Here is a 25,985-nt window from a genome sequence, read left to right as displayed (position 1 = left end):
AGCACCCCCCCACCCACCGCATACGGAAATGTTACGTGGATCACACCGGGCCCGTCGGGCGCGGCGCAATTCGGATAACAAACACCGCTGCCCACCGCGCGAAGCGGTGGGCAGCTGGATGAAAGCAGGGCCGGTTACTTGGCCTTTTCGAGCACCTCGACGAGACGCCAGCGCTTGGTGGCCGACGTCGGGCGGGTCTCCATCAGCGAGACGCGGTCGCCGACACCGGCGTCGCCGTTCTCGTCGTGGGCCTTGACCTTCGTCGTGGTCCGGATGATCTTGCCATACAGCGGGTGGCTCTTACGCGACTCGAGCTCGACGACGATCGTCTTCTGCATCTTGTCCGACACGACATAGCCGATGGCGGTCTTGCGACGGCCGCGCGGCTTCTCGGTCCGCGGGGTGTGCGCCGGGCCCTTCGACCCAGCCTGAGTGTCTGCCATTACGAATCCTCACCTCCGGGTCCGGCGGCCAGACCCAGCTCACGTTCACGCAGCACGGTGTACACGCGCGCAATTTCCTGCCGCACGGTACGAAGCCGGCGGTTGTTGGCAAGCTGGCCGGTCGCCATCTGGAAGCGCAGGTTGAACAGCTCTTCCTTCGACTCGCGGAGCTTGTCGGTCAGTTCGTCGTCGCTGAGCTCACGCAGTTCACCGGTGGTGGTTCCGACAGCCATCAGAACTGCTCCTCTCTTGTGACGATGCGTGCCTTGATCGGCAGCTTGTGGATGGCGCGGGTCAGGGCTTCCCTGGCGATCTTCTCGTCGGGGTAGCTCAGCTCGAACAGGACCCGGCCGGGCTTGACGTTGGCGACCCACCACTCCGGCGAACCCTTACCCGAACCCATGCGGGTCTCGGCGGGCTTCTTGGTCAGCGGGCGGTCCGGGAAGATGTTGATCCACACCTTGCCGCCACGCTTGATGTGCCGGTTGATGGCGATACGAGCGGACTCGATCTGCCGGTTGGTGATGTAGGCATGGCCCAGGGCCTGGATGCCGTAGTCACCGAAGCTCACCGAGGTGCCGCCGCTGGCGACGCCGCGCTGCTTCGGGTGGTGCTGCTTGCGGTGCTTGACCTTACGAGGAATCAGCATTCTCAGCTCTCCGTTTTCTCAGCGGCACCGGCCGCGGCGTCGGCCGCGGCGGGCGCCTCACCGGTGGCGGCGCGCCCCGCGTCGGTGCTCGTCGCGGTGGTACCCGACGCGCCGCTGCGGCGCGGGCGGGTGCCCGACGGACGGTCACGACGCGGACGGTCGGCGGCCGGCGCGGCGGCGGTCAGCTCACGCTTGCCACCGACGATGTCGCCCTTGTAGATCCACACCTTCACGCCGATCCGGCCGAAGGTGGTCTTGGCCTCGTAGAGGCCGTAGTCGATGTCGGCGCGCAGCGTGTGCAGCGGCACCCGACCTTCGCGGTAGAACTCCGAGCGGCTCATCTCGGCGCCGCCGAGGCGGCCCGAGCACTGCACCCGGATGCCCTTGACGTTGGGCTGACGCATCGCCGACTGGATCGCCTTGCGCATCGCGCGGCGGAACGCCACACGGTTGCTCAGCTGCTCGGCGACACCCTGCGCGACCAGCTGCGCCTGGCTCTCGGGGTTCTTCACCTCGAGGATGTTCAGCTGGACCTGCTTGCCGGTCAGCTTCTCCAGGTCGGCACGGATGCGGTCGGCCTCGGTGCCGCGGCGGCCGATGACGATGCCGGGACGCGCGGTGTGGATGTCCACCCGGACGCGGTCACGCGTGCGCTCGATCTCGACGTCGGCGATGCCGGCGCGCTCCAGGCCGGTGGCCAGCAGCTTGCGGATCGCAACATCTTCCTTGATGTAGTCCGCGTACTGCTTATCGGCGTACCAGCGGGACTTCCAATCGGTGGTGATGCCGAGACGGAAGCCGTGCGGATTGATCTTCTGGCCCACTACTCCGAGCCCTCCTTCTGGCTGGCTGCCTTGCTGGCCTGGGCACGACGTGCACGGGCGCTGGAGGCGGAGCCCTGCTGCCCGCCCTTCTTCGATGGACGGCTCTCGACGATCACCGTGATGTGGCTGGTGCGCTTGCGGATCCGGAAGGCGCGGCCCTGGGCACGCGGCCGGATGCGCTTGGCGGTCGGCCCCTCGTCGGCGTAGACCGTCGCGACCACCAGGGTCGACGGGTCCAGGCCCTCGTTGTTCTGCGCGTTGGCCGCGGCACTGGCGATCACCTTGGCGACCGGCTCGCTGGCGGCCTGCGGAGCCCAGCGGAGGATGTCGAGGGCTTCCTCGACGCTCTTCCCGCGGACCAGGTTGATCACGCGACGCGCCTTGGTCGGCGAGATGCGCACGAAGCGCGCCTTCGCCTGCGCGGACGGGTATTCCGTGCCTTTTAGTGCAGTTGTCATCTCTAGCGCCTCTTGGCCTTCCGGTCATCCTTGATGTGACCCTTGAAGGTGCGGGTGGGGGCGAACTCGCCCAGCTTGTGCCCGACCATCGCCTCGGTGACGAACACCGGCACGTGCTTGCGACCGTCGTGGACGGCGAAGGTGTGCCCGATGAAGTCGGGGATGATCGTGGAGCGACGGGACCAGGTCTTGATGACCTGCTTGGTGTTCTTCTCGTTCTGGACGTCGACCTTCTTGAGCAGATGGTCGTCGACGAACGGGCCCTTCTTCAGGCTGCGTGGCATCGCTATTTACTCCTAGCGCTTCTTGCCGGTGCGCCGGCGACGGACGATGAGCTTGTCGCTCGCCTTGTTCGGCTTGCGAGTGCGGCCCTCGGGCTTACCCCACGGGCTCACCGGGTGGCGACCGCCGGAGGTCTTACCCTCACCGCCGCCGTGCGGGTGGTCGACCGGGTTCATCACGACGCCACGGACGGTCGGGCGCTTGCCCTTCCACCGCATGCGGCCGGCCTTACCCCAGTTGATGTTGGCCTGCTCGGCGTTGCCGACCTCGCCGACGGTGGCGCGGCAGCGCACGTCGACGCGGCGGATCTCGCCGGACGGCATACGCAGCGAGGCGTAGGTGCCTTCCTTGCCCAGCAGCTGGATCGACGCACCGGCCGAGCGCGCCATCTTGGCACCGCCACCGGGACGCAGCTCCACGGCGTGGATCAGCGTGCCCGCGGGGATGTTACGCAGCGGCAGGTTGTTGCCCGGCTTGATGTCGGCGTTGGCGCCCGACTCGATGATCGCACCCTGCTTCAGACCCTGGGGGGCGATGATGTAGCGCTTCTCGCCGTCCAGGTAGTGCAGCAGCGCGATGTTCGCGGTGCGGTTCGGGTCGTACTCGATGTGCGCGACCTTGGCGTTGACGCCGTCCTTGTCGTGGCGACGGAAGTCGATGACGCGGTAGGCGCGCTTGTGCCCGCCACCCTTGTGCCGGGTGGTGATGCGGCCGTGGGCGTTGCGCCCACCCTTGCCGTGCAGCGGGCGGACCAACGACTTCTCCGGATGATCACGGGTGATCTCGGCGAAGTCGGAGACGCTCGAACCGCGACGGCCCGGGGTCGTCGGCTTGTACTTGCGAATAGCCATCTTCTACTCAGTCCTGTTCTTGTCGTGTCCGGCGATCAGGCCGGCGCTCCGAACAGATCGATGGGCTTGCTTCCGGCGGCCAGCGTGACGATGGCGCGCTTGGTGCCCTTGCGCTGGCCGAAGCCAGTGCGGGTGCGCTTGCGCTTGCCCGGTCGGTTGGCGGTGTTCACCGAGTCGACCTTGACCTTGAAGATCTTCTCGATGGCGATCTTGATCTGGGTCTTGTTCGAGTCCGGGTGCACGATGAACGTGTACACGTTGTCCTCGATCAGGGCGTAGGACTTCTCCGAGATCACCGGGGACAGGATGATGTCGCGGGGATCGGTCACGTTTGCCATCAGGCCGACACCTCCTCAGTCTTGGTGTTCGCAGCGATGTACGCGTTCAGGGCCTCGACGCTGAAGACCACGTCGTCGGCCTTGAGGACGTCGTAGGTGTTGAGCTGGTCCGGCGAGATCACATGCACACCGGCGAGGTTGCGCACGCTCAGCGCGCTGGTCTCGTCGGCGCGGCCGATCACGACCAGCACCCGGTTCTTCTCGACCGCACGGTCGGCCAGCAGCGTCGACAGGAACGCCTTGGCGTTCTTGGTCGACGGGGTCTGGCCCTCGACGACCTCGGTGATCGCGTGGATCCGGTCGTTGCGCGCCCGATCCGAGAGTGCACAGCGCAGTGCGGCGGCGATCATCTTCTTCGGGGTGCGCTGGCTGTAGTCGCGCGGCTGCGGGCCGTGCACGACGCCACCACCGGTGAACTGCGGCGCACGGGTCGAACCCTGACGGGCGCGGCCGGTGCCCTTCTGCCGGTACGGCTTCTTGCCACCGCCGGAGACCTCACCGCGGGTCTTGGTCGAGTGGGTGCCCTGACGCTTGGCGGCCAGCTGCGCGTTCACGACCTGGTGCATCAACGCGATGTTGGGCTCCACGTCGAAGAGCGCAGCCGGCAGTTCAACCGTGCCGTCCTTCTTGCCCGCCGGCGTCACTACGTCAATTGTCTTGTTAGCCATTACTTCTCGCCTCGCTTGATTGCGCTGCGGACAACCACCAGTCCACCGTTACGTCCGGGGATGGCGCCCTTGATCAACAGCACGCCGTTCTCGGCGTCGACCTTGTGCACCTTGAGGTTCTGGGTCGTGACGCGGTCGTGGCCCATCCGGCCCGACATGCGCGTGCCCTTGAAGACGCGACCCGGGGTGGCGCAGCCACCGATCGAGCCCGGCCGACGGTGCACGGCCTGCGCGCCGTGAGACGCCCCTTGACCCCTGAAACCGTGGCGCTTCATGGTGCCGGCGAAGCCCTTGCCCTTGCTGGTGCCGGTCACGTCGACGTACGCGCCGTCGGCGAAGATCTCGGCGGTCAGCTCCTGGCCGACCTCGTAGAGCGCAGCCGCGTCTTCGTTGTCGGCGAGCCTCAACTCGGCGAGGTGGCGGCGCGGGTTGACACCGGCGGCCGCGAACTGACCCGTGACGGGCTTGTTCACCTTGCGGGGGCTGATCTCGCCGTAGGCGAGCTGCACGGCGCTGTAGCCGTCACGCTCCGGGGTCCGGATGCGCGTCACAACGTTGGGCCCGGCCTTGACGACCGTCACCGGCACGACCTTGTTGTTCTCGTCGAACACCTGCGTCATGCCCAGCTTGGTGCCCAGAATGCCTTTTCTAGCCATTTCTCGGGAATTCCTTTACTGGATGTTGACGTCGACGCTGGCCGGCAGATCGATGCGCATCAGAGCGTCAACGGTCTTGGGCGTCGGGTCGAGGATGTCGATCAGCCGCTTGTGCGTCCGCATTTCGAAGTGCTCTCGCGAGTCCTTGTACTTGTGCGGGGACCTGATGACGCAGTACACGTTCTTCTCGGTCGGCAGCGGCACAGGGCCGACCACACTTGCGCCCGTCCGGGTGACCGTCTCGACGATCTTGCGTGCAGAGGCATCAATGGCCTCATGGTCGTAGGCCTTGAGCCTGATGCGGATCTTTTGTCCCGCCACGCTTCTCCTACCTCACTACTAACGGGCCCTGAATGGGCCTGGCTGTGCCGCCGCTGTTTACCTGTCTGTGGTTCACCGACCCCCGCGGTCGGGCGTGTCGCCCTTACGCACGCTCATTCGCGTCAAATTTCGTCGCGATCGAGGTGGGGACCGGATACGCCCCGCTAGGGGCGCTGGTCGCATGCCCGTGCCGGCCCGGCGTAATCACACACCGTCCCGGCTCAAGGCAACCCGAACAGTATGCCTCAGATCCCGGCCTGCTCCAAATCCCTGGCGGACGGCTCGCGCCTAGCGCAGACCGTCCCAGAACGCGCACCGATGGTCGGCGCCGAAGTCGCCGCTCATGCGGCTGCCGTCGGGTCGCAGCGACATCACCCGGCCCTCGGGCCCGAACTCGGTCCAGTCGGGTTGACCGCCGGCGCGAGGTGCCCCGGTCCTCACGAAGGCCGCCCAGTAGTCGACCATCTGCTCACCGAGTCTGACCTGCGCGGGGTCCGGCGGGGGCGCTCCCCCGACGTCGAACAGATAGCGCAACTCCAGGGCGTGGCTCGCCCCGACCGGGAACGGCAGGGTCCGCAGCGGATCGGGCGTCGGCGGATTGCGGTCGTCGAACTCGTAGAAGTACACATCGGCACCATCACCGAGATCGCGCGCCCAGCGCGCGCCGCCACAGGCGAGCACACCGTCGGTGACCGTCGCCGCGTAGGCGAGCGCGACGTCCGGGAACGCGCCCAGCGGATAGCGGGCCTCCACAGCCGGGGCGTCGGCACCGAAGGTGTCGGCCAGCAGACCCGGGTACTCGGCGGGTTCATAGTCCTTGCCCGCGCGCAGATGCTGCAGCGCGACGAACAGCGTCCACTCGTCGCGGGTCGTTCCGATCAGCACCGGGACCTCGGCCGCGTCACCGGCGGCGAACGCGTCGGGCGGGGCCACGGGCAGCGCGGCGGACCCGGTGACCGGGCCGCTGAGCTGGTCGGCGCCGATGCCGTAGTACCAGACAGGGGTGCGCAACGTGTTCGCGTCGAGTGCACGCAGGCAACGCGCGGCCTCGGGGCCCGCGCATCCCGCGCCTGCGGCGTAGGCGACGCTTCGCTGCTCAGCCTCGGGCAGCCCGAGTTGGGCCTGACACAGCGCGCTCATCATGATCGCCGCGTCGAAGAGCCCCTTCGAGCCGGGCGCGACGAGGTGGTCGCAGACCGACATCGCCCCGGCGGACTCCCCGGCGATCGTCACCCTGGCCGGGTCTCCCCCGAACTCGGCGATGTTGTCGCGCACCCAGCGCAGCGCGGCCTGCTGGTCGGCGAGCCCGTAATTGCCGACCCCGCCCGGCCGCCCGAGCGCCGGGTGCGCCAGGAAGCCGAGCGCGCCGAGCCGGTAGTTGATGGTGACGACAACGATGTCGCCGCGGGACACCAGCCGGCGGCTGTCGTAGATGCCGCCGCTGCCGGCGACGAACGAGCCGCCGTGGATCCACACCATGACGGGCTTGGCTTCGCGCGGTTCGCCGACCTCGCCGCCGCGGACCGGCGGGGTCCACACGTTCAGCGACAGGCAGTCCTCGTCGGTCTGTTTGCCGAGTTCGATGTCACCGTCGAGAGGTTGCATGCAGCGCGGGCCGAACGCGGTCGCGTCGCGCACGCCGTCCCAGGCCGGCGCCGGCTGCGGGTCACGCCAGCGAAGATCACCGAGAGGCGGCGCGGCATAGGGGATTCCGGCGAACAGTCGGTGATCGTCGGCGACCACACCACGCAGCATCCCCGCCGCGGTCCGCACCAGCGCGGGATCCGGGGACGGCTCACCGGCCGATTCGGGACCGCCCGCCCCGCCGCGGCCGCAGGCCGCCACCACCAGCAGTGTGACGAGCAGCACGATCCCCCGGAAGATCATGATTTACGAGAGTAGCGGCGGTCACATATGCTTCACTTGACACCCGTCAAGTTTCTTTCGAGTGAGGGCACATGAGCACGCCGGTTATCGACGACGCAGCGAAGGTATTGGCCGAACCCCGGGCCTATGCGGATGAGCCGCGGTTGCACGCAGCACTAGCGCATCTACGGGCGAACGCACCGGTGTCCTACGTGGACGTGCCCGACTACTACCCCTTCTGGGCCGTCACGAAGCACGCCGACGTGATGGCGATCGAGCGCGCCAACGAGCTCTGGATCAACGAGCCCCGGCCGATGCTGAACACCAAGGCGACCGACGACCTGGCCGCGGCCAACCTAGCCAACGGCGGCGGCCTGCGCACGCTGATCCACATGGACGACCCGCTGCACCGCGACATCCGCAAGATCGGCGCGGACTGGTTCCGCCCCAAGGCGATGCGGGCACTGAAGGAGCGCGTGGACGAACTGGCCAAGCGATACGTCGACCGGATGGTCGAGATCGGGCCGGAGTGCGACTTCGTCCAGGAGGTCGCGGTCAACTTCCCGCTGTACGTGATCCTGTCGCTGCTCGGCCTGCCCGAGTCGGACTTCAGCCGCATGCTCAAGCTCACCCAGGAGATGTTCGGCGGCGACGACGACGAGCTGAGCCGCGGCAAGAGCGCCGAGGAACTGCACGAGGTCATCACCGACTTCTTCCGCTACTTCACCAAGCTGACCGCCGACCGCCGGGAGAACCCGACCGAGGATCTGGCGTCGGCGATCGCCAACGCCAAGCTCGACGGCGAGTACCTCAACGACATCGACTGCCTGTCGTACTACGTGATCGTCGCCAGCGCCGGCCACGACACCACCAGCGCCGCGATCTCGGGTGGCCTGCTGGCGCTGATCGAGAACCAGGACCAGCTGGCGCGACTGAAGGCCGACCCGGGCCTGATGGGCACCGCGGTCGAGGAGATCATCCGCTGGACCGCGCCGGTCAAGGAGTTCATGCGCACCGCCACCGCCGACACCGAGGTGCGCGGCGTGCCGATCAAGAAGGGCGAGTCGGTGCTGCTGTCCTACGTGTCGGCCAACCGGGACGAGGAGATCTTCGAGAACCCGATGAGCTTCGACGTCGGCCGCGACCCCAACAAGCACCTGTCGTTCGGCTACGGCGTGCACTTCTGCCTCGGCGCCGCGCTGGCCCGGATGGAGATCAACAGCTTCTTCTCCGAGCTGATCCCGCGGCTGAAGTCCATCGAGCTGGCCGGCGACCCGGACTTCATCTCGACGATCTTCGTCGGCGGCCTCAAGCACCTGCCGATCCGCTACGAGCTCTGAGCCAACTCCCGCGTCAGGAGCTCGGAGCCAACTCCTCGGTGTATCCGGCGAAGACCGCGGCCTCCCGATCGCGCCGCGGATACCAGCGCCACACCACCGCCAGGGCGACGGCCACCAGCACGATCGCGATGACGAACGCGTAGGTCTTCCCGTCGGAGAACGCGGCCGCGGCGTCGGCCATCAACCCGTCGCCGGAGGCGGGCGGGTACTCGGCCGCCACCGATTCGGCTTTCTGATAGGACCCGGCGATCGCCTCGGCGGCTTCGGCGCTGGTGCGCTGGGCCTCCTCGGCGGGCAGCGCGGCATACGAGGCCAGCATCGAACCCGAGTACACGACGGTGAGCACCGCCGCCATCGACGCCTGCACCAGTGCGCCGCCGAAGTCACGGGTGAGATCGGTGAACGACGACCCCATCCCGGCGCGGCTCGCCGGCAGGCTGCCCATGATCGCGGTCGACGCCGCCGCCCCGGCGAACGCCGTTCCGGCGCCCAGGATCGCGTAGGGCAACAGCACCACCCAGACCGAGGCGCCCGGCGCCCACAGCGTCGCGATGATCACGAAACCGGCGCCCATGCACAGAATTCCGGCCGTCAGTGTGAATCGCCCGCCGCGCTCGGTCATCCATCGGCTGGCCAGCGGAGAGCCGGCCAGGAACAACACGGCGGCCGGAATGGTCGTCGCCGCTGACTGGAAGGTGTCGTACTGCAACACGTTCGCGGTGAACTGCTGGCCGATGTAGAGGGCCCCGATGAGCGCGCCGAACGACACCGCCCCGGCGACGGCGGCGACGAGAAACGTCGGTTGCCCGGCCAGCTTCAGATCGACCAGCGGATAGGGCGCGCGCCGCTGGCGCACGACGAACAGCACCGCCACCACGAGTGCGGTGACGAAGAGCCCGATCAGCTCGGGGCTGACGCCGCCGGTGATCTCCTGGACGCCGAGCACCAGCGCGGCGACGCCGATCACCGACAGCAGTCCGCCCAGATGGTCCACCGGTTCGGTCGCGAGGTCGCCGTCGGCGGGGATCACCAGCTTGCCGAGCACCAGCACCGCGGCCGCGAACGGCGCGGTGAGCAGGAAGACCGACCCCCACCAGAACCAGAGCAGCAGCGCCCCCGCGACCACACTGCCCAGAAACGCCGCGCTGCCCCCGATCCCCGACCACAGCGCGATGGCGCGGGTCCGGGCGCGACCCGACCACAGCACCGAGATCAGCGACAGCGTGGTCGGGAACAGCAGGGCGGCGCCGACACCACCACCGAGTCGGGCGGCGACGAGCACCTCGACCGACGGCGCCCACGCCGCGACCACGGCGGCCGGAATGGACACCACGGCACCCCACAGCAGCAGCGCCTTGCGCCCGTACCGGTCGCCGACCGCCCCGAGGTAGAGCACGGTCGCGGCCAGCGCCATCGTGAACGCGTCGGCGATGAGGTTCTGTTCGTCCTGGGTGGCGTCGAGTGCCACCGCGACGTCGTTGAGCGCGACGTTGGCGATGGACATGTTGATGTTGGCCACCGCGGCCGCCACCAGCAGGCACGTCAGTATCCAGCCCGCCCGCTGCGGTCTCTCGCACATGAGTCGGTGAGCGTAGCCGCGCCCGTCGCGGCAGAACGCGCGAAAGCGCGCATCTTCCGCGCGTGGCGTGCGTCACATAGGCTCCCTGTTGACGCCCGTCAACTTTTTGACCCCCCCGGGACGAGGAGCACGCATGAGCAGACCGACGATGGATGACGCCGCCAAGGTCCTGGCCGATCCGACGGCGTACGCCGACGACGACCGCCTGCATTCGGCACTCACCCACCTTCGGGCGCACACCCCGGTCGCCTACGTCGACCACGGTCCGTACCGGCCGTTCTGGGCGATCACCAAGCACGCCGACATCATGGCCATCGAGCGGGCCAACGACCTGTTCCTGTCGGAGCCGCGGCCGTTGCTGGTCACCGCGCAGGCCGACGACCTGGCCCGCGAGCAACTCGAAGCCGGGATGGGACTGCGCACGCTGATCCACATGGACGATCCGCACCACCGCAAGGTGCGCGCCATCGGGGCCGACTGGTTCCGGCCGAAAGCCATGCGGGACTTGAAGGTTCGCGTCGACGAGCTGGCCAAGCGCTACGTCGACCGGATGCGCGACATCGGCCCGGAGTGCGACTTCGTCACCGAGATCGCGGTGAACTTCCCGCTGTATGTGATCCTGTCGCTGCTCGGGCTGCCCGAGGAGGACTTCGGCCGGATGCACATGCTGACCCAGGAGATGTTCGGCGGCGACGACGACGAGTACAAGCGCGGCACCACCCCCGAGGAGCAGCTGGCGGTGCTGGTCGACTTCTTCAACTACTTCGGTGCGCTGACGGCGTCGCGGCGGGCGAACCCGACCGAGGACCTCGCGTCGGCGATCGCGAACGGCCTCGTCGACGGCGAGCAGTTGTCGGACGTGGACACGTTGTCCTATTACGTCATCGTCGCCAGCGCCGGGCACGACACCACCAAGGACGCGATCTCCGGCGGCCTGCACGCGCTGGTCGAGAACCCCGAGCAGCTCGCGCGGCTGCAGAACGATCCCGGGCTGATGGGCACCGCGGTCGAGGAGATGATCCGGTGGAGCACACCGGTCAAGGAGTTCATGCGCACCGCGGCCGCGGACACCACGGTGCGCGGCGTGCCGATCGCCGAGGGCGAGTCGGTGTACCTGGCCTACGTGTCGGGCAACCGCGACGAGGAGGTCTTCGACGACCCGTTCACGTTCGACGTCGGGCGCGACCCGAACAAGCACCTGTCGTTCGGCTACGGCGTGCACTTCTGCCTCGGCGCCGCGCTGGCCCGGATGGAGATCAACAGCCTGTTCACCGAGTTACTGCCGCGACTGGAGTCGATCGAGCTGGCGGGCCCGGCCGAGCTGTCGGCGACGACGTTCGTCGGCGGCCTCAAGCACCTGCCTGTTCGGTACTCACTGCGCTGAACGTGCGCAGGAACCCGTCGACCGCGGCGACCGCGACGGCCCGGTAGTCGAAGTCGGCCAGCGTGCTGATCCGGCCGAACGCCAGCGGGCCGATCAGCAGCGCGAACGCCATCGTGCGGTCGACCGGGCGCAGTGCCGCGGCGGCCTCAGGGCTGTCGAACACCGCGTCGAACGGCGCCGAATAGTGCTCGGCGATGTGCTCACGCAGCGAGCGCACCCCCGCGCCCTGCTGCGCCCCGGCGTCGGGAAGCGTGTCGATGTCCGGGCCCAACGACAGCCAGGCCATCGCGGTCAGCGTGGTCGGGGCCTCGGCGATCGATTCGGCCCACTCCACCACGACCGCGATCAGCCGTTCCCGCAGAGTGCCGTCCTGCGGTGGCATCGGCGGCGGCGGGATGAGACCCATGAACGCGGCGGCCACCAGGTCGTTCCCGCTCGGGAAGTGGCGGTACAGCGTGGCGCGCGCGACGTTGGCCTTGCGGGTGACGGCGTCGATCGTCACCGCACCGGGTCCGCCGGTGCGCAGCAGTGTGGTCGCGGCGTCGAGGAGCCGTGCCCGCGAGCGGGCCGGCCGCGGGTCGCCGCTGGCGGCCGCCATGGGTTTCCTTCACCTCCCGACGGGGAACAAGACTGACGGTCTTACTACGAGACTGTTAGTCTCGAAACTACGCCCTGCTGAAATGAGACGCCGACATGGTCGACACCTCTTCGCGCTCTGCCCAGGATATCGACGTCGCCGTCACTGCCCTGTCGAAACGCCGCCGGATCTGGCTGCTCACCGTCGCCAGCCTCGACGTGCTGATGGTGATCGCGTCGATGGTGGCGCTCAACGCGGCGCTGCCCGACATCGCGGTGCACACCTCGGCCACCCAGGGCCAGCTCACGTGGATCGTCGACGGATACACGCTGGCGCTGGCGTGTCTGCTGCTGCCCGCGGGTGCGCTCGGCGACCGGTACGGCAGGCGGGGCGCGCTGCTGGCCGGTCTCGCGATCTTCGCGCTGGCGTCGGTCGCCCCGGTGCTGCTCGACAGTCCGATGCAGATCATCGTCGCCCGCGCGGTCGCAGGCGTCGGGGCAGCGCTGGTGATGCCGGCGACGCTGTCGCTGCTGACCGCGGCGTTCCCGAAGTCCGAGCGCAACAAGGCCGTCGGCATCTGGGCCGGCGTCTCGGGCTCGGGTGCGGTCGTCGGCTTCCTCGGCACCGGTGTGCTGTTGCACTACTTCTCGTGGCACTCGATCTTCTACATGTTCGCCGCCGGCGCCGCGGTGATGTTCGTGGCCACCTTCACCATCGGCTCGTCGCGGGACGAGACCGCGGCGCCGATCGACTGGGTCGGTGCGGCGCTGATCGCCTCCGCCATCGCGATCTTCGTACTCGGCGTGGTCGAGGCACCGGTGCGCGGGTGGACCGATCCGATCGTGGTGGGCTGCATGGCCGGCGGGGTGGTGCTCGGCGCGGTGTTCGCGTGGGTGCAGTTGCGCCGAGAACACCCGCTGCTCGACGTGCGGCTGTTCCGCCGGCCGGATTTCGCGACCGGCGCCGTCGGCATCACGTTCCTGTTCCTGGCCAACTTCGGCTTCTTCTTCGTCGAGATGCAGTTCATGCAGCTGGTGATGGGCTACAGCGCGCTGCAGACCGCATTCGCGCTGAGCCCGCTGGCGATTCCGGTTCTCGTCCTGGGCGCCAGCCTGCACCTGTACCTGCCGAAGGTGGGTCTGCGCTTCGCGGTCAGCGTCGGCCTGGCCCTGATCGCCGTCGGGCTGCTGTGCATGCGGCTCCTGGACGCCGACTCCACCTACATCGATCTGATGTGGCCGTTGCTGATCGCCGCCTCGGGCATCGGGTTGTGCACGGCACCAACGACTTCGGCGATCATGAACGCGGTCCCCGACGAGAAGCAGGGCGTCGCGTCCGCGGTCAACGACGCGACACGGGAGGTCGGCGCGGCGGTCGGCATCGCGGTGGCCGGCTCGATCCTGGCGGCGGTTTACCACGGCACGCTGGCACCGAAGCTGGCCGACTTCCCCGCCGAGGTGCGTGACACCGCGACCGATTCACTGGCCTACGCGCAGTCCATCGCCGACCGGTTGGGCCCGGAGGGCGCCCGGTTGACCAGCCTCGCCGAGGACGCGTTCATGTACGCGACCAGCCAGGCGCTGCTGGTACTGGCGTTGGTGTTGATCGCCGGATCGGTGTTCGTCGCGGTGTGGTCACCGGGTCGCGACGGTCAGCAGTGGGCGGTGATCCGCCGTAGGCTTTCACCTCGTGCGCCTGCTGCTGGTCAACCCGAACACCACCGCGTCGATGACGGCGGCGATCGCGGCCGGTGCGTCGGCAGTGGCTCGGGCAGACACCGTCGTGGAGGCGATCAACCCGACTGACGGACCGCCCGCCATCGAGAACGACGACGACGAAAAGCGCTGCATCCCCGGCCTTCTGGACGTCCTGAGGGCTGCACAGCAGCGCCCCACCGGGCAACGTCCCGACGCGTGTGTGGTGGCGTGCTTCGGCGACCCCGGCCTCGAGGAGGCCCGAGCCGCGCTCGACGTCCCGGTGCTCGGGATCGCCCAGGCCGCGATGCATGCCGCGGCGCTGGTCGCCGGCGGCTTCTCGGTGGTCACGTCGATGTCGGCGACGATCGAACGCGCCTGGCAGCTGGCCGAGGACTACACGCCCAACCACTGCCTCGGCGTGTACGCGTGCGACATCCCGGTGCTGCGCATCGACTCCGACCCGACGACGATCGAACCGATCGGTGACCTGTGCGCGCAGGCGCTGGAGCGCGACGAGAGCGCCGCCATCGTGCTCGGCTGCGCGGCGATGGCGCCCTACGCCGCGGAGCTGACGCGCCGCCTCGGCGTGCCGGTGATCGATGGTGTCGCCGCCGCGACGGTGCTGGCCGAGGCGCTCACCGTGTTGCGCTGACGAACTCGGCCGCCCGGTGCCCGGCCATCACGATGGTCGCATGCGGCCCCCGGCTGGGAATGTCGGGCAGTATCGAGCCGTCCACCACCCACAGGTTGTCCACCCCGAACACCCGGCACCGCTCGTCGACCACCTCACCCATCTTCGCGGTTCCACACAGGTGCTGCGATGTCGCCCACGAGGAATCGGATTGCACTGTGCTGCCGGCCAATTCGCTCGCCAGCTGCGTCCCTGCCCGTAACCGGTCGACGTCGCCGGGCGCACTGTCGTAGCGGTACTCGATCAGCGGTGCGGCGTCCGGGTCGGCGGAGGTGATGCTCACCCGTCCCCGCGACTGCGGCCTCATCAGCGTCACGCCGAGGTGCGGCTGGTCGGTCGGATCGTGCCGGCCGCCGGTCATCATCGCCTCGAATCCGACGGTGTAGGGCCGGATCTCGATGCCGTCGTCGGTGGTCAGCACCGCTTCCAGCGGCGGCACGCCGTGGGTCGGCGGCCAGCTCACCGGCAGCACCCACTCCGGGTGGTCGATCGTGTCGACGCCCACGGGCAGATCCAGGTGCGTCTCGACCCCTGCAGCGCGCAGTACGCGCTGCGGGCCGACACCGGAGAGCTGAAGCAGCCGGGCCGTCTCGATCGCGCCCGCGCACAGCACCACCCGATCCGCCGACAGCGTCACCGGGCCGTCGGGCCCGACGCAGACCACGCCGCTCACCCGGGTGCCGCTGAACTCCAGCCGCAGCACTCTCGTGCCGGTCAGCACGTTCAGGTTCGGGCGTCCCGCCGCCGGCGCCAGGTACGCCCCGCCGGGCCCGACGCGGGTGCCGCCGTCGATGTTCAGCGGCACCGCCCCGACCCCGGACGGCACCGGTCGATCGACGGTGGCGCCGTTGAGATCCTCGACCCAGCCGAAGCCGGCGTCACGGGCGGCCTGCACGAACACCGCTGTGCAGCCGTCGAACTCGGGGACGCGCCGCACGGTGATCGGGCCGTCCGTGCCGTGTACCGGGGTGTCGAAGTCCAGATCGGTCTCGATGGCGCGGAAGTGCGGGAGCACGTCGTCCCAGGCCCAGCCCGGTATCTCCCACGCGTCGACGTCGGTCGGCAGCGCGCGGCAGAAGTAGCCGCCGTTGACCGCACCGGAGCCGCCCACCACCGCGCCGCGCATGATGTGGGCGTGGCGCACCGGATCGTCGGTCAGCGCGGCACGGTACCGGTGCACCACCGAGCTCGCGGCGCCGATCGGCAGCCGCAGCGCGTCCTGGATCTGCGCGGCGACCCGCGGATCGTCAGGACCGGGACCGACTTCGAGCACGGTGACCTGGACGCCCTCCTCAGCCGAGAGACGTTCTGCGAGCACCGATCCCGCGCTGCCCGCACCGACGATCAGGACCCTCAAGTCCGGATCTGCGGCTTCAGGGCGCCGGCGTGACGCTCGCGAACCACACCGGTCCACAGGCCCAGCCCGTACGCGATGTCGTCGATCCGCTTGAGCACCAGGTAGGTCGGCAGCCCGACGCGTTTGGTGTCCTCGTCGGCGTGGCCGCTGCGCGCGATCCAGTCGATGACCCCGTCGAGCACGGCCGCCACCACCACGGCGCGCCTGCACCGTTTCGACATCACCGCGGCGATCAGTGCGAGCGGCCAGTAATGCCTGCAGATCGCCGACGCCAGCTGCACCGCGGCCGACCCGATGCCGTGGGCGGCGACGACGGCCACCTCCAGCGGCTCGGTCTGCACGCTCGACAGCGATTTCGCTATCCGCCGCCCCGTCATCGCTGCCACCAGGATCGAGGCCGCATAGCCGGTTCCCGATCCGATCGCGACGAGCATCCAGACCACCAGGGTCCAGCCCGAGATCACCAGCGGGGCGGTCTTGCCGGGGTGACGGATTGTCAGCGGAGCCGCGGACGCACCATAGAAAGACTTGCGCGCGAACCACTTCCGCAAGTCGGTGCGGTGATCGTGGGCGACCGTCGCGATCGGCTCGTAGCGCAGTCGCGCACCGGATTCGTTGAGCCGCCAGCACAGGTCGACGTCCTCGCCGGAGATCAGCGTCTCGTCGAAGCCGCCGATGTCGAGCAGCGCGCTGCGCCGGCAGATGATCGCCGCGCTCGGCACGTACGACACCGATCCGAACGGGACCACCGGCGCCTCGCGCAGCCCGAGATCGAGCGACGACCGCACCGCCTCGTACCGGGCCACCACGTTGTCCGACTGTTCCAGCCCGACGATCCGCGGCGCCACCAGGGAGACCGCCGGATCGCAGAAGTGCCCGAGCAACGCTTCCAGCCAGCCCTTGCGCGGGACCACATCCGAGTCGAGGAATGCGACGAAGTCGGTGGTGCACACCGCCAGACCGGCATTGCGTGCGGCGGCCGGACCTTTGCTGCGCGGGATACGGAGGATCCGCACGTCGCAGCACGTCTCCTCGAAGTCGCCCGCGCGCACCGGTCTGCTTGAGCCGTCGTCCACGACGACGACCTTGAGGCCGCGGAGTGTCGAGGCCAGGCGGCCGAGCCCGGAATGGTTGTCGCGCACCGGGATAACGATGGTGACATCCCGGTGCGAAGGTCCGCTGAGCGGCCTGGGGTGAGCGACGGTGGCATCGAGCAGCGTGCGCGCCAGCTGGGCACTGACAGCGTCACGCACCTCGAGGCGGCCGCCGTGCAGCATCGTCTGGGCGGCGGGGGCCAACCGGAGCAGCCGGGTCGGTGTGCCGCCGAGCAACGCCGCACCCTCGCCGAGCACACGCACCCGCCGGTCCACCTGAACGGCGAAACCGTCCGGAAGCCGCGGCCCCGTCATGTCAGCATCCCCCCGCTGTCAGGCGCCCATCGGAGGATGCGTCCAGCACAGGCGTCGACCATTTCGGCAAAGATCTTCCTCCCCTCGTCTGCGGTCGCCGTGGTGGGGTCCCCCAAGACCCCCAGCGAACTCACCGCAGCCACTCCCCCGCGGAGCATCTGCGGCATCAGCTCCGAGAGCGGAGCCCGGTTTCCCGGGACCCGCTCGTCCTGCCGGACGACGTCCGGCGAAAGGTGGAGCAGTACCGACGTTTCGGTGTGGCCGGCGTGCGCGTCGGCGTTGCGCGCCGGACACGGGCACCATGCCACATCGCGCCCCTCGTAGCGCAGCAGCGTGACCGCGCGGCGCAGTGCCCCGACATTACCCCCGTGACCGTTGACGAAGACCACCCGCGGCGCCCACCGGCACGCCGAGCGGGCGAATTCGGTGAGCAGTTCCGCCAGTACCGGTGTGCCGATCGAGACCGTGCCCGCGAAACCCTCGTGCTCACCGCTGGCGCCGTACGCGACAGCCGGGGCGATCACCCAGTGCGCTGCGTCTTTCGCGGAGTCCCCGGTGCTCAACCGCGCGACGACGGCGTCGGCGACCGCGGCCGCGATGCGGGTGTCGGTGTCCAACGGCAGGTGGGGTCCGTGCTGCTCGGTGGAACCGACCGGGACCACCACGGTTGGCGCTGCGTCGTTCAGCTGCCTCGACGTCGAGTTCCCGAGCTCACGGGGGAAGACCACGCGACGATGGTAGGCCGAATTCACCTGGTATGCGCCAATTGTTGGCGCATGCGTAGCGGTTGATTTCCCATCCACGATGTGCATCGCGGCCGGGGATTCACGTCAGCCCCCTTGGCCACGCCCGTATCAGGCTCCGAGGGTCCGGGTGAACCCTTCGGGCACCAAAATGTCTTCCGGCGTCAAATCGTGGATCGAGGACTTACCGAGCCCCCGCAGCGCAGAGTCGATGCCACCGCTGAGGATGTCGAGGACGTTCTCCACACCGGCTTGACCGTTGGCCGCCAGACCCCACAGGTAGGCCCGGCCGATCATCACCGCGCGGGCACCCAGAGCAACGGCCTTCACGACATCGCTGCCGCGCCGGACCCCGCCGTCCAGCAAAACCTCGACCTGATCGCCGACCGCGTCGGCGATGGCGGGCAGGCACCGGATCGCCGCCGGGGTGCTGTCCAGGTTGTTGCCGCCGTGGTTGGACACCGTGAGCGCTGAAACACCCGCGTCCACAGCACGTTTGGCGTCGTCGACCCGGACCAAGCCCTTGAGCAGGAACGGGCCGCCCCACTGCTCGCGCAGCCATGCGACGTCTTCCCAGGTCGGCGGCGGCGTACCCATCCATTCGCCGTAGGCCTGGAAGAACGTCGGGCCGGGTTCGCCCCGGCGGCCCTGGTTGGGCACCCGCAGGTCCGGCGGACGGAAGGTCTTGGCGAAGCTGAAGAACCAGCTCGGCTTGGTGATGACCTCGGGCGACATCTTCAGGATCGTCTTGAGGTCCATCTGCTCGGGAATCTTGGGGCTGCCCCAGTCCCGGCCGTGCGAGAAGCTCCAGTCGGTGGTCAGGATCAGGCCCTTGGCGCCTGCGGCGCGGGCCCGCTCCATCCGCGCCAGGATCTCGTCGCGGCTGCCCAGCCAGTAGATCTGGAAGAAGATCTTGTCGTTGACCGCGGTCACTTCTTCCATCGGCTTGCTCGCGAACGACGACAGGCCCATCGCGGTGCCACGAGCCGCGGCGGCCCGTGCGACGGCGACCTCACCGTCGGGGTGAACGGCCTGCACACCGGTCGGCGAGATGATGACCGGCAGCGAAATGTCCTGCCCCATAACGGTTGTCGCCAGCTCACGCTTCTCGGTGGCGCCGATGACGTGCGGCGCGAAGCCGAGTTCGCCGAACGCGTCGACGTTGTCGGAGACCGTCAGGCCTTTCTCGCTCGCCGAGATCAACGACGAATAGGCGGACTTGGGCAGTCGTTTCTTCGCCCGCTGCTGGGCGATCGCGACGGTCTCGAACCAGGTATCTCGTGCCATGGGGAGGTCTACACCGGACTTTCGTTACAGAACTTTTTCGGAGGGGCGCTCAGCAGGGTGAGCGGGATGGGGCCTTTCGGCTTGTTACGTCCGCCTGCGCGGGAGTGGTCCACGCTGGACTTGGGCTTGTCACGGTCGAGCGCCAGGGCCGGTTCGCCGTATCCCTGCACGCACTCGGGATCCGGGCCGTCCATCGGCAGGCCCGTGAAGAACTTGGCGGCCATGCAGCCGCCGCGGCACGCGTCGTAGTGTCCGCAACCGCTGCAGGCACCCGCCGACTGCGGTTCGCGCAGCTCGCGGAACAGCTCGGAGTTCTGCCACACCCCTTGGAATCCCGGCGAGTCCGGACCCACGCCCGTCAGGACATTTCCGGCCAGGAACTTGTCGTGGATCGCGAACGGGCACGCGTACACGTCGCCGACCGGGTCGATCAGGCACACCACGCGGCCGGCGCCGCACAGGTTCAGGCCGGCCAGCGCGCCGGGCTCACCGAGCCCGGACAGGTGGAAGAACGAGTCACCGGTCAGCACCCGCTCGCCGTGTGCGACCAGCCAGTTGTAGAGCTGCACCTGCTGATCGGCGGTCGGGTGCAGGTCGTCCCACACGTCGGCGCCGCGGCCCGACGGACGCAGCCGCGTGATGCGCAGGGTGGCGCCGTAGTTGTCGGCCAGCGCCTTGAAATCGTCGAGCTGGTCAATGTTGTGACGGGTCACCACGACGGAGATCTTGGCGTCTTTGAAGCCCGCCTCTTTGAGGTTCTCCAGTGCGCGCACGGCCATCGCGAACGAGCCGGGGCCGCGCACGGCGTCGTTGACCTCGGCGGTCGCCCCGTCGAGGGAGATCTGCACGTCGACGTAGTCGCTGGCGGCCAGCTTCGCGGCGACCTTCTTGTCGATCCGGACGCCGTTGGTGGAGAACTTGACCCCGACGTGGTGTTCGGTGGCGTAGTCGACGAGCTCCCAGAAGTCGCTGCGGACGGTCGGTTCGCCGCCGCCGATGTTCACGTAGAACACCTGCATGCGCTCGAGCTCGTCGATGATGTCCTTGCACTGCTGGGTGGACAGTTCGCGCGGGTCGCGCTTACCGGAGGACGACAGGCAGTGCACGCACGACAGGTTGCACGCGTAGGTCAGTTCCCACGTCAGGCAGATCGGCGCGTCCAGTCCGCGCTCGAACTGGTCGACCAGGCGGGGCACCGGCGCGGCGAGTGTCATGAGTCTGCTCCTGGGGCTGGGATGAGCATCTGTGACTGGACGAGCACGCCCAGCGCGTGGAAGTAGGGCGCCTGGTCGGAATCGTCGATTCCGGCGGCGCGGCAAGCGGAACGAGCGTCGGGGTGATCGGATAGCGAGTTGATCACCTCGACGATCGTCCGGTTCTTCAGGAACGACAGCTTGCGGGTCCCGAAGTGGTAGAGCAGGGCGCCGAACGGCTCCGGCCGCACGGCGACCTGCGGATGCAACCGCCAGTGCCGGTCGGCATCGAAGGGTGTCGCGGATTGCTCACTCCTCGCGCGAGCGCTCGTCGGCGCGGTCATGCTCAGTAGACCCCGCACATCCCGTCGATCGAGACTTCCTCGACCAGGCTCTCGGTCACCAGTTCGCCGGTCTCGACCTGCTGATTCTGATCCATCTGATCTGGCCTTTCTTCTGGCGCGACCCCGATAGGGTCTCGACATTTGTGACGTAGGTCGCCCACAATATGGCATCGAGTGCCGAAACGGAAGAGGGGTTGCGATGGGCGCCGGCAAGGCGCGGGTGGGTCGCCGTCGATCGACGAGCTGGGAGCACATCAGCGACGTCGCGATCGACCTGTTCATGGAGCGCGGCTTCGACGACGTCAGCGTCGACGACGTGGCCGGGGCGGCCGGGATCGCGCGCAGGACGCTGTTCCGCTACTACCCGTCGAAGAGCGCGCTGCCGTGGGGCGACTTCGACGCCCACCTCGACCACATGCGCGAGCTGCTGGCCGAACTCGACCCGACGGTGCCGATCCGCGACGCGCTGCGCACCGCGCTGCTCGCGTTCAACGATTTCGACGACCCCGACCGGCACCGCCAGCGCATGCGATTGATCCTGGAAACCGAGGCGCTGCAAGCCTATTCGATGACGATGTATGCCGGCTGGCGGGCGGTGGTGGCGAGGTTCGTCGCCGACCGGCTCGGGGTCGCCGAAAGCGATCTGATGCCCCAGACGGTGGCGTGGACGATGCTGGCGGTGTCGCTGTCGGCCTACGAGCACTGGCTGGAGGACGAGGCGGTGAGCCTGCCCGTCTCGCTCGGTGAGGCATTCGACCTGCTCGCCTCCGGGCTATCGGAAATCGGTTGAGATGAAACGGTTCTGGTGGTGGGTGGCGTTGTCGGCGACCGTCGGGACGCTGGGCTGTACCCGGGTCGTCGAGGAGCCCAGACCCGTCCGGGCGTGGCCCGTCGCGCCGATCACCGCCGGCCAGGTGTCCGATGTGCTGAGCCCGAGGGCCAGCCGGGAGGCGGAGTCCAACCTGTTCTCCACCGTCGCACCGCAGCGTTGCGCCGGGCTGGCCCGTGAGGTGGATCCGCCGTTCCTGTTCGACATCGGGACGGTCCCGGCAGCGCACAGCGCCGGGCAGTGGAACGGCGCCAACCGGTTCTCGATCCAGGAGATGGCGGCGGTGTACCCGGCCAACTTCGACGCGGCCGACGCGGTGGACGCGGTGAAGCGCACGCTGGGTGACTGCCGCGACGAACAGTTGACCGTCGTCACGATGCAGGACGAGACGCTGCACTTCGAGTCGATTCCGGCCGCCGGGCACGCGTCGCCGCAGATCGCGCTGTGGTCGATCACCAGCGCGCGGCGGTCCTGCGACAACGCCTACATCGCGGCCCACAACGCCGCGATCGAGATCACCGCATGCGGCGATCTGAACGGATACGACGTGGCCGGACTGGCCGACGAGGCCCTGGACCGGCTGAATCTGCTGGCGAACATGACGTCCTGAAATTCGGGTGTCGGAGTTCAGGCCTGGGAGGCGACGATAAGGGTGTGAGCGCCGAACCGGATGGCGAGCATCCGCGGGCACTGCTCGCGCTGTACGACGAGGCCCTGCCACAGGTGTACGGGTACTTCGTCAGGCGCTGTGGTGACCGCGGGACGGCCGAGGACCTGACGTCGGAGACCTTCCTGGCGGCGATGGATGCTGCCAGGAAACCGGAACCGCCACCGCTGACGGTGCCGTGGCTGATCGGGGTGGCGCGCCACAAGCTGGCCGACCACTACCGGCGCGGGCACGACCGGGTGACGGTGCCGGTGGCCGAGATGCCCGAACCGGATGATCCGGACGACACGTGGGACGCCCACCTGGACCGCATCGTCGCCGAGCAGGTGCTGGCGCGTCTGGCGTCGCAGCACCGGCTCGCGCTGGTGCTGCGGTATCTGGACAACCTGTCGGTGCCGGAGTGCGCCGAATTGCTCGGGCGCACGGTGCACGCCACCGAGGCGTTGCTGGTGCGGGCCCGGCGGGCGTTCCGAGAACAGTATCCGCGACCGGAAGGAGGACTGCCGTGATCGATCCGCTGGATGTGCTGCGCTCCGGCGACCTCCCGGTCGCACCGGATCCCGAGTTCGCGCGAGAGCTACGCGACCGGCTGGAGGCCGCGGCGAATCTGTTTGAGCAGCAACCTGATCGAACCCGAGGAGTGACGATGACCGGTACCGATACGGCGATCGCGGAGCTCAACCGTCCCGCGGCCGCCACCAGTTCGGGAGCCCTGCTCCCCTATCTGACCGTCGCCGACGCACGGTCGGCCATCGCGTGGTACGGCGACGTGTTCGGCGCCGAGGTGGTCGGTCAGCCCGTGGAGATGGACGACGGCCGGATCGGGCACGCCGAGCTCACGATGGCGGGGGCGACGGTGTACCTGGCCGACGAGTATCCCGAGATCGGTCTGAGAGCGCCGTCGCCGCAGGCGGTTTCGGTGAGCCTGATGCTGACGGTCGCGTCGACCGACGAGACGCTGGAACGTGCCCGACGCAACGGGGCCCAGGTGCAGCGGGAGCCCTACGAGGACTACGGGTCGCGCAACGCGGCGCTGATCGACCCGTTCGGGCACCGGTGGATGCTCACCGGACCGGTCACCGGCGTCGCGATCCCGATCCGGCACGGCGACGTCGGGTTCGTCGCGGTGTGGACACCGGATGCCCAGCGCGCGGCGGAGTTCTACGGCCGGGTTCTGGGCTGGGTGTACGACCCGACGACGCAGCGGGTCACCAATACCGGTCAGCGGATCGGCATCTATTCGGTTCCGGGTAGGAACACGCTGTTCTGCTGCTACGCGGTGACGGACCTGGACGGCGCGCGGGAGAGCATCACGGCCGGTGGCGGCACCGTCGACGAGGTGACCGAGTTCGACTTCGGAAACGTGATGGGCGCGAAGGATCCGTCCGGCCTCGACTTCGCGGTGTATCGCCCCCGCCCCGACGAACCGCGGCCGTCGCTGAACGGTGATGGCCCCGGGGAGCTTTCGTACATCACCTACCAGGTGCCGGATTCGGCGGCGTTCCGGTCGTTCTACAGCCGGGTGCTGTTCTGGACGTTCGAGCCGGGCCGGATCGACGACGGATGGGGTGTGGTCGGATCGCACCCGATGGCCGGCGCCGCGGGTGGCAGCCCGGAGGCGGTGACGGTGCCGATGTGGACCGTGGCCGATATCGACGAGGCGGTGGCCCGCGTCCGGGAGGCCGGTGGATCCGTGATCGAGGAACCGTCACAGCAGTCCTACGGGCGTTCGGCTTTGTGCACCGATGACCAGGGCGCGCGGTTCTATCTCGGCGAGTTCTGATCGAAGATGACTGGGGAGCAGTCGAATTCGTCACGAGCCGCGTCAACGCCGTCCGTCAGAACGGTGGTGGGTCGTTGCCGCGGGGTGTATCGCCGCGGTGGTCGGCGTTGTGTTGGCGTTCGCGGGTGATGTAGGCGGCGCGGCTTTGGGCGCGTGTGCGGATGCGGCGCGGCATCATCGCCGCGCGTGACTCGTGGTGTGGCACGTGGGGTGGGTCGCCGGTCCATAGTGTGCCGGTGGGTTTACACAAGGCGGGGAATAGGAGTCGGCTGCCGGGGTGGGTGGTGTAGGTGTGCCCGGTCGGTGAGGTCCAGATGATAGTGCCGTCGGGGTGTTGGCGGTCTGTCCAGCCGCCGGGCCCGGTCCAGAACGTTTTCAGTAGGTGGTGGAAACGGCACAGTGCTTTGAGGTTCGAGGCGTGGGTGGGTCCGATCGGGTGTGGCACGGTGTGGTCGATGTCGGCGGTGGTGGCCGGTTTGTCGCAGCCGGGGAAGCGGCAGGTCAGATCGCGGCAGCGGACGAATTCCGCGAGCGCGGCCGAGGGGGTGTAGCGCGGCTCGGGTGCGGTGGTGCCGGGGTGGATGATTTCGCGGACCTTCGCTCCTTCGAGCATGGCGTCGAAGAACGGTGCGGGCAGGAACCCGGACCCGAACAGGTAACCCGACCGGCCCGGGACAAGGGCGGGGGTGTTGCGGCGCGGCCTGACCACGGGCGGCGCGGGCGCGGGCGCGGGCCGCTCCTCGGCCGCAGTGTCGCTGTCGCTGTCGGTGTCCGCGCCTTCGGGTGACTCCTCGACCGGGGTGGCGTCCTCTGCCTGCGGCTCGGGTTGCGGTTCGTCGGCAGCAGTGTCAGCCGCGGTGTCGCTGTCGGTGTCCGCGCCTTCTGGTGACTCCTCGACCGGGGCGGCTTCCTCAGGCTGCGGCTCGGCGACACCCTCGACATCGCCGAGTGGATCGTTCCGCGTTTCGGCGGGTGCCTGATCACCGCAGGCGGGCGCAGCGGGCTGCGAGGCGGCGGTACTCGACTCGGATCCCTCCGCTTCAACGCCCACGTCCTCGGGCTGCGACTCGACACTCTCAGCGTCGGCAGCAGGCGCGGCGGGAGTGGTCGTGGTGGTGTGGTCGGTGAGGGCGTAGACGACGACCTCGGGCACGGGCCGCGGGTTGACGGCGGCTTCACACTCATCGTTGCCGCAGCGACACGCCAGGCTGGTGATCCCGTGCAGCAGCGCTGTCCAGGCATCCATGCGGCGCTCGGCCAGCGTGCGCGGATCCGCATCACAGACGCTGTAAGCCATCGCCGTCAACGTGCGCCACCCGGCCGCGGCGTCCCCGTCGAACACCCGCGACCAGATCGTGGTGAACCCCGGCGCATCAGTGGGCGCACCGAACTCCAGCGCCGGCCCGATCTCGGCATCACGGGATTTACGCACCGCATCCGGATCATGGCGCTCGACGATCTCATCGATGGTCGCCTCGGTGGCCTTCACCGACAACGCCCCCCACCCCGCCACCGTCGCGGCCAGTTCAGCGTCCACGGCGGCGATCAGGGCGGGGTCGGTGATCAGGTCGGTGCGGGTGATGATCGCGCGCACCAGCAGCTCCGAGATCGCCCCGGCCAGAAACAATGCCCCCACTCGGGGGAGGCGGTCGCGTAGCACCACCGCCCGGTAGGTCTGGTGCAGCGCCAACCCTTGGGTGATCCGATACGCCGCGGCGATCTCGGCGGTCACCGCGGCCTGGGGATCGA

Annotated in this window: 30 protein-coding genes; 8 read left to right on the top strand and 22 right to left on the bottom strand. The window is 68.8% G+C overall.

The genetic code is table 11. The features are described 5' to 3' along the window. Positions 1-134: 134 nt before the first annotated feature. From rpsQ to BST38_RS18455, 12 genes are all read right to left on the bottom strand, one after another. A complete protein-coding gene (rpsQ, locus tag BST38_RS18510) occupies positions 135-443 on the bottom strand; it encodes a 30S ribosomal protein S17 (RefSeq protein ID WP_083144927.1) in 309 nt (102 codons plus the stop codon). Beyond that, the gene (gene rpmC / locus BST38_RS18505; RefSeq protein WP_083144926.1) at positions 443-676 is read right to left on the bottom strand and encodes a 50S ribosomal protein L29; all 234 of its coding nucleotides are present in this window, start codon (positions 674-676) and stop codon (positions 443-445) included. The genes rpsQ and rpmC overlap by 1 nt, the downstream gene beginning before the upstream one ends. Beyond that, on the bottom strand, positions 676-1,092 hold the full coding sequence (gene rplP, locus BST38_RS18500) for a 50S ribosomal protein L16 (RefSeq protein WP_083144925.1): 417 nt from the start codon (positions 1,090-1,092) through the stop codon (positions 676-678). The genes rpmC and rplP overlap by 1 nt, the downstream gene beginning before the upstream one ends. A gap of 2 nt (positions 1,093-1,094) precedes the next feature. Then, positions 1,095-1,916, bottom strand: a complete 822-nt coding sequence (rpsC, locus tag BST38_RS18495; RefSeq protein WP_083144924.1) for a 30S ribosomal protein S3 — start codon at positions 1,914-1,916, stop codon at positions 1,095-1,097. Beyond that, complete coding sequence (gene rplV, locus BST38_RS18490) at positions 1,916-2,374, bottom strand: 50S ribosomal protein L22 (protein WP_083144923.1); 459 nt, start codon at positions 2,372-2,374, stop codon at positions 1,916-1,918. Before rplV ends, rpsC begins: the two co-directional genes overlap by 1 nt. A 2-nt stretch (positions 2,375-2,376) precedes the next feature. Next, positions 2,377-2,658: a 30S ribosomal protein S19 gene (gene rpsS, locus BST38_RS18485; RefSeq protein ID WP_010908582.1), complete on the bottom strand. Its 282-nt coding sequence runs from the start codon at positions 2,656-2,658 to the stop codon at positions 2,377-2,379. A gap of 12 nt (positions 2,659-2,670) precedes the next feature. Beyond that, the gene (gene rplB, locus BST38_RS18480; RefSeq protein WP_083144922.1) at positions 2,671-3,507 is read right to left on the bottom strand and encodes a 50S ribosomal protein L2; all 837 of its coding nucleotides are present in this window, start codon (positions 3,505-3,507) and stop codon (positions 2,671-2,673) included. A gap of 35 nt (positions 3,508-3,542) precedes the next feature. After that, complete coding sequence (rplW, locus tag BST38_RS18475; RefSeq protein ID WP_083144921.1) at positions 3,543-3,845, bottom strand: 50S ribosomal protein L23; 303 nt, start codon at positions 3,843-3,845, stop codon at positions 3,543-3,545. Next, positions 3,845-4,513 (bottom strand): 50S ribosomal protein L4, encoded by a 669-nt coding sequence (gene rplD, locus BST38_RS18470; protein ID WP_083144920.1) that lies wholly within the window; start codon positions 4,511-4,513, stop codon positions 3,845-3,847. The genes rplW and rplD overlap by 1 nt, the downstream gene beginning before the upstream one ends. Then, complete coding sequence (rplC, locus tag BST38_RS18465; RefSeq protein ID WP_083144919.1) at positions 4,513-5,169, bottom strand: 50S ribosomal protein L3; 657 nt, start codon at positions 5,167-5,169, stop codon at positions 4,513-4,515. Before rplC ends, rplD begins: the two co-directional genes overlap by 1 nt. A 15-nt stretch (positions 5,170-5,184) precedes the next feature. Continuing rightward, entirely contained in the window at positions 5,185-5,490 is a 306-nt protein-coding gene (rpsJ, locus tag BST38_RS18460; RefSeq protein ID WP_003883485.1) for a 30S ribosomal protein S10, read from the bottom strand. A 288-nt stretch (positions 5,491-5,778) separates the two neighbouring features. After that, on the bottom strand, positions 5,779-7,377 hold the full coding sequence (locus BST38_RS18455) for a carboxylesterase/lipase family protein (RefSeq protein WP_083144918.1): 1,599 nt from the start codon (positions 7,375-7,377) through the stop codon (positions 5,779-5,781). Between the two features lie 71 nt (positions 7,378-7,448). Here BST38_RS18455 and BST38_RS18450 point away from each other — a divergent pair, with 71 nt between their 5' ends. Further along, positions 7,449-8,696, top strand: a complete 1,248-nt coding sequence (locus BST38_RS18450; RefSeq protein ID WP_083144917.1) for a cytochrome P450 — start codon at positions 7,449-7,451, stop codon at positions 8,694-8,696. 13 nt (positions 8,697-8,709) lie between these two features. On the opposite strand, the gene BST38_RS18445 is transcribed toward BST38_RS18450, so the two are convergent. Then, the gene (locus BST38_RS18445) at positions 8,710-10,275 is read right to left on the bottom strand and encodes an MFS transporter (protein ID WP_083144916.1); all 1,566 of its coding nucleotides are present in this window, start codon (positions 10,273-10,275) and stop codon (positions 8,710-8,712) included. A gap of 133 nt (positions 10,276-10,408) precedes the next feature. On the opposite strand from BST38_RS18445, the gene BST38_RS18440 reads away from it, so the two are divergent. Further along, entirely contained in the window at positions 10,409-11,659 is a 1,251-nt protein-coding gene (locus BST38_RS18440; protein WP_083144915.1) for a cytochrome P450, read from the top strand. Here the strand turns inward: BST38_RS18440 and BST38_RS18435 are convergent. Then, complete coding sequence (locus tag BST38_RS18435) at positions 11,625-12,257, bottom strand: TetR/AcrR family transcriptional regulator (RefSeq protein WP_083144914.1); 633 nt, start codon at positions 12,255-12,257, stop codon at positions 11,625-11,627. The genes BST38_RS18440 and BST38_RS18435 overlap by 35 nt on opposite strands. A gap of 95 nt (positions 12,258-12,352) precedes the next feature. On the opposite strand from BST38_RS18435, the gene BST38_RS18430 reads away from it, so the two are divergent. Together BST38_RS18430 and BST38_RS18425 are read left to right on the top strand one after the other, a co-directional pair. Next, complete coding sequence (locus tag BST38_RS18430) at positions 12,353-14,041, top strand: MFS transporter (protein WP_083144913.1); 1,689 nt, start codon at positions 12,353-12,355, stop codon at positions 14,039-14,041. After that, positions 13,965-14,585 carry an aspartate/glutamate racemase family protein gene (locus BST38_RS18425; protein ID WP_237160841.1) on the top strand — a complete coding sequence of 207 codons (621 nt, stop codon included), beginning with the start codon at positions 13,965-13,967 and terminating at the stop codon, positions 14,583-14,585. Before BST38_RS18430 ends, BST38_RS18425 begins: the two co-directional genes overlap by 77 nt. Here the strand turns inward: BST38_RS18425 and mftG are convergent. The 7 genes from mftG to mftA form a co-directional block, all read right to left on the bottom strand. Continuing rightward, positions 14,569-15,981: a mycofactocin dehydrogenase MftG gene (gene mftG, locus BST38_RS18420; protein ID WP_083144911.1), complete on the bottom strand. Its 1,413-nt coding sequence runs from the start codon at positions 15,979-15,981 to the stop codon at positions 14,569-14,571. The two genes, BST38_RS18425 and mftG, sit on opposite strands and share 17 nt — an antisense overlap. After that, a complete protein-coding gene (gene mftF / locus BST38_RS18415) occupies positions 15,978-17,390 on the bottom strand; it encodes a mycofactocin biosynthesis glycosyltransferase MftF (protein ID WP_083144910.1) in 1,413 nt (470 codons plus the stop codon). The genes mftG and mftF overlap by 4 nt, the downstream gene beginning before the upstream one ends. Beyond that, positions 17,387-18,142 carry a mycofactocin biosynthesis peptidyl-dipeptidase MftE gene (gene mftE / locus BST38_RS18410; protein ID WP_083144909.1) on the bottom strand — a complete coding sequence of 252 codons (756 nt, stop codon included), beginning with the start codon at positions 18,140-18,142 and terminating at the stop codon, positions 17,387-17,389. Before mftE ends, mftF begins: the two co-directional genes overlap by 4 nt. 102 nt (positions 18,143-18,244) lie before the next feature. Next, a complete protein-coding gene (gene mftD, locus BST38_RS18405) occupies positions 18,245-19,420 on the bottom strand; it encodes a pre-mycofactocin synthase MftD (RefSeq protein ID WP_083144908.1) in 1,176 nt (391 codons plus the stop codon). Between the two features lie 8 nt (positions 19,421-19,428). Then, the gene (gene mftC / locus BST38_RS18400) at positions 19,429-20,634 is read right to left on the bottom strand and encodes a mycofactocin radical SAM maturase (RefSeq protein WP_083144907.1); all 1,206 of its coding nucleotides are present in this window, start codon (positions 20,632-20,634) and stop codon (positions 19,429-19,431) included. Next, positions 20,631-20,957, bottom strand: a complete 327-nt coding sequence (gene mftB / locus BST38_RS18395) for a mycofactocin biosynthesis chaperone MftB (RefSeq protein WP_083144906.1) — start codon at positions 20,955-20,957, stop codon at positions 20,631-20,633. The genes mftC and mftB overlap by 4 nt, the downstream gene beginning before the upstream one ends. Before the next feature lie 2 nt (positions 20,958-20,959). After that, the gene (gene mftA / locus BST38_RS18390) at positions 20,960-21,052 is read right to left on the bottom strand and encodes a mycofactocin precursor MftA (protein WP_083144905.1); all 93 of its coding nucleotides are present in this window, start codon (positions 21,050-21,052) and stop codon (positions 20,960-20,962) included. Positions 21,053-21,156: 104 nt separating this feature from the next. Here mftA and mftR point away from each other — a divergent pair, with 104 nt between their 5' ends. Genes mftR through BST38_RS18370 form a run of 4 tightly spaced genes read left to right on the top strand, consistent with a single transcriptional unit; the run spans position 21,157 to position 24,236 of the window. Next, complete coding sequence (gene mftR, locus BST38_RS18385; protein ID WP_083144904.1) at positions 21,157-21,747, top strand: mycofactocin system transcriptional regulator MftR; 591 nt, start codon at positions 21,157-21,159, stop codon at positions 21,745-21,747. 1 nt (position 21,748) lies between these two features. Then, positions 21,749-22,396, top strand: a complete 648-nt coding sequence (locus tag BST38_RS18380) for a sensor domain-containing protein (protein ID WP_083144903.1) — start codon at positions 21,749-21,751, stop codon at positions 22,394-22,396. A gap of 44 nt (positions 22,397-22,440) precedes the next feature. Then, positions 22,441-22,962 (top strand): RNA polymerase sigma factor, encoded by a 522-nt coding sequence (locus tag BST38_RS18375; RefSeq protein ID WP_083144902.1) that lies wholly within the window; start codon positions 22,441-22,443, stop codon positions 22,960-22,962. Continuing rightward, positions 22,959-24,236: a VOC family protein gene (locus BST38_RS18370; RefSeq protein WP_083144901.1), complete on the top strand. Its 1,278-nt coding sequence runs from the start codon at positions 22,959-22,961 to the stop codon at positions 24,234-24,236. The genes BST38_RS18375 and BST38_RS18370 overlap by 4 nt, the downstream gene beginning before the upstream one ends. 55 nt (positions 24,237-24,291) lie before the next feature. On the opposite strand, the gene BST38_RS29680 is transcribed toward BST38_RS18370, so the two are convergent. Then, a partial coding sequence (locus BST38_RS29680; protein ID WP_237160834.1) for an HNH endonuclease signature motif containing protein occupies positions 24,292-25,985 on the bottom strand: 1,694 nt, incomplete at its 5' end.

It is taken from the genome of Mycolicibacterium parafortuitum (assembly GCF_002086815.1).
Lineage (GTDB): Bacteria > Actinomycetota > Actinomycetes > Mycobacteriales > Mycobacteriaceae > Mycobacterium > Mycobacterium parafortuitum.
Note: the sequence above shows the minus strand (reverse complement) of the source record. Positions and strands in the feature narration are given on the sequence as shown.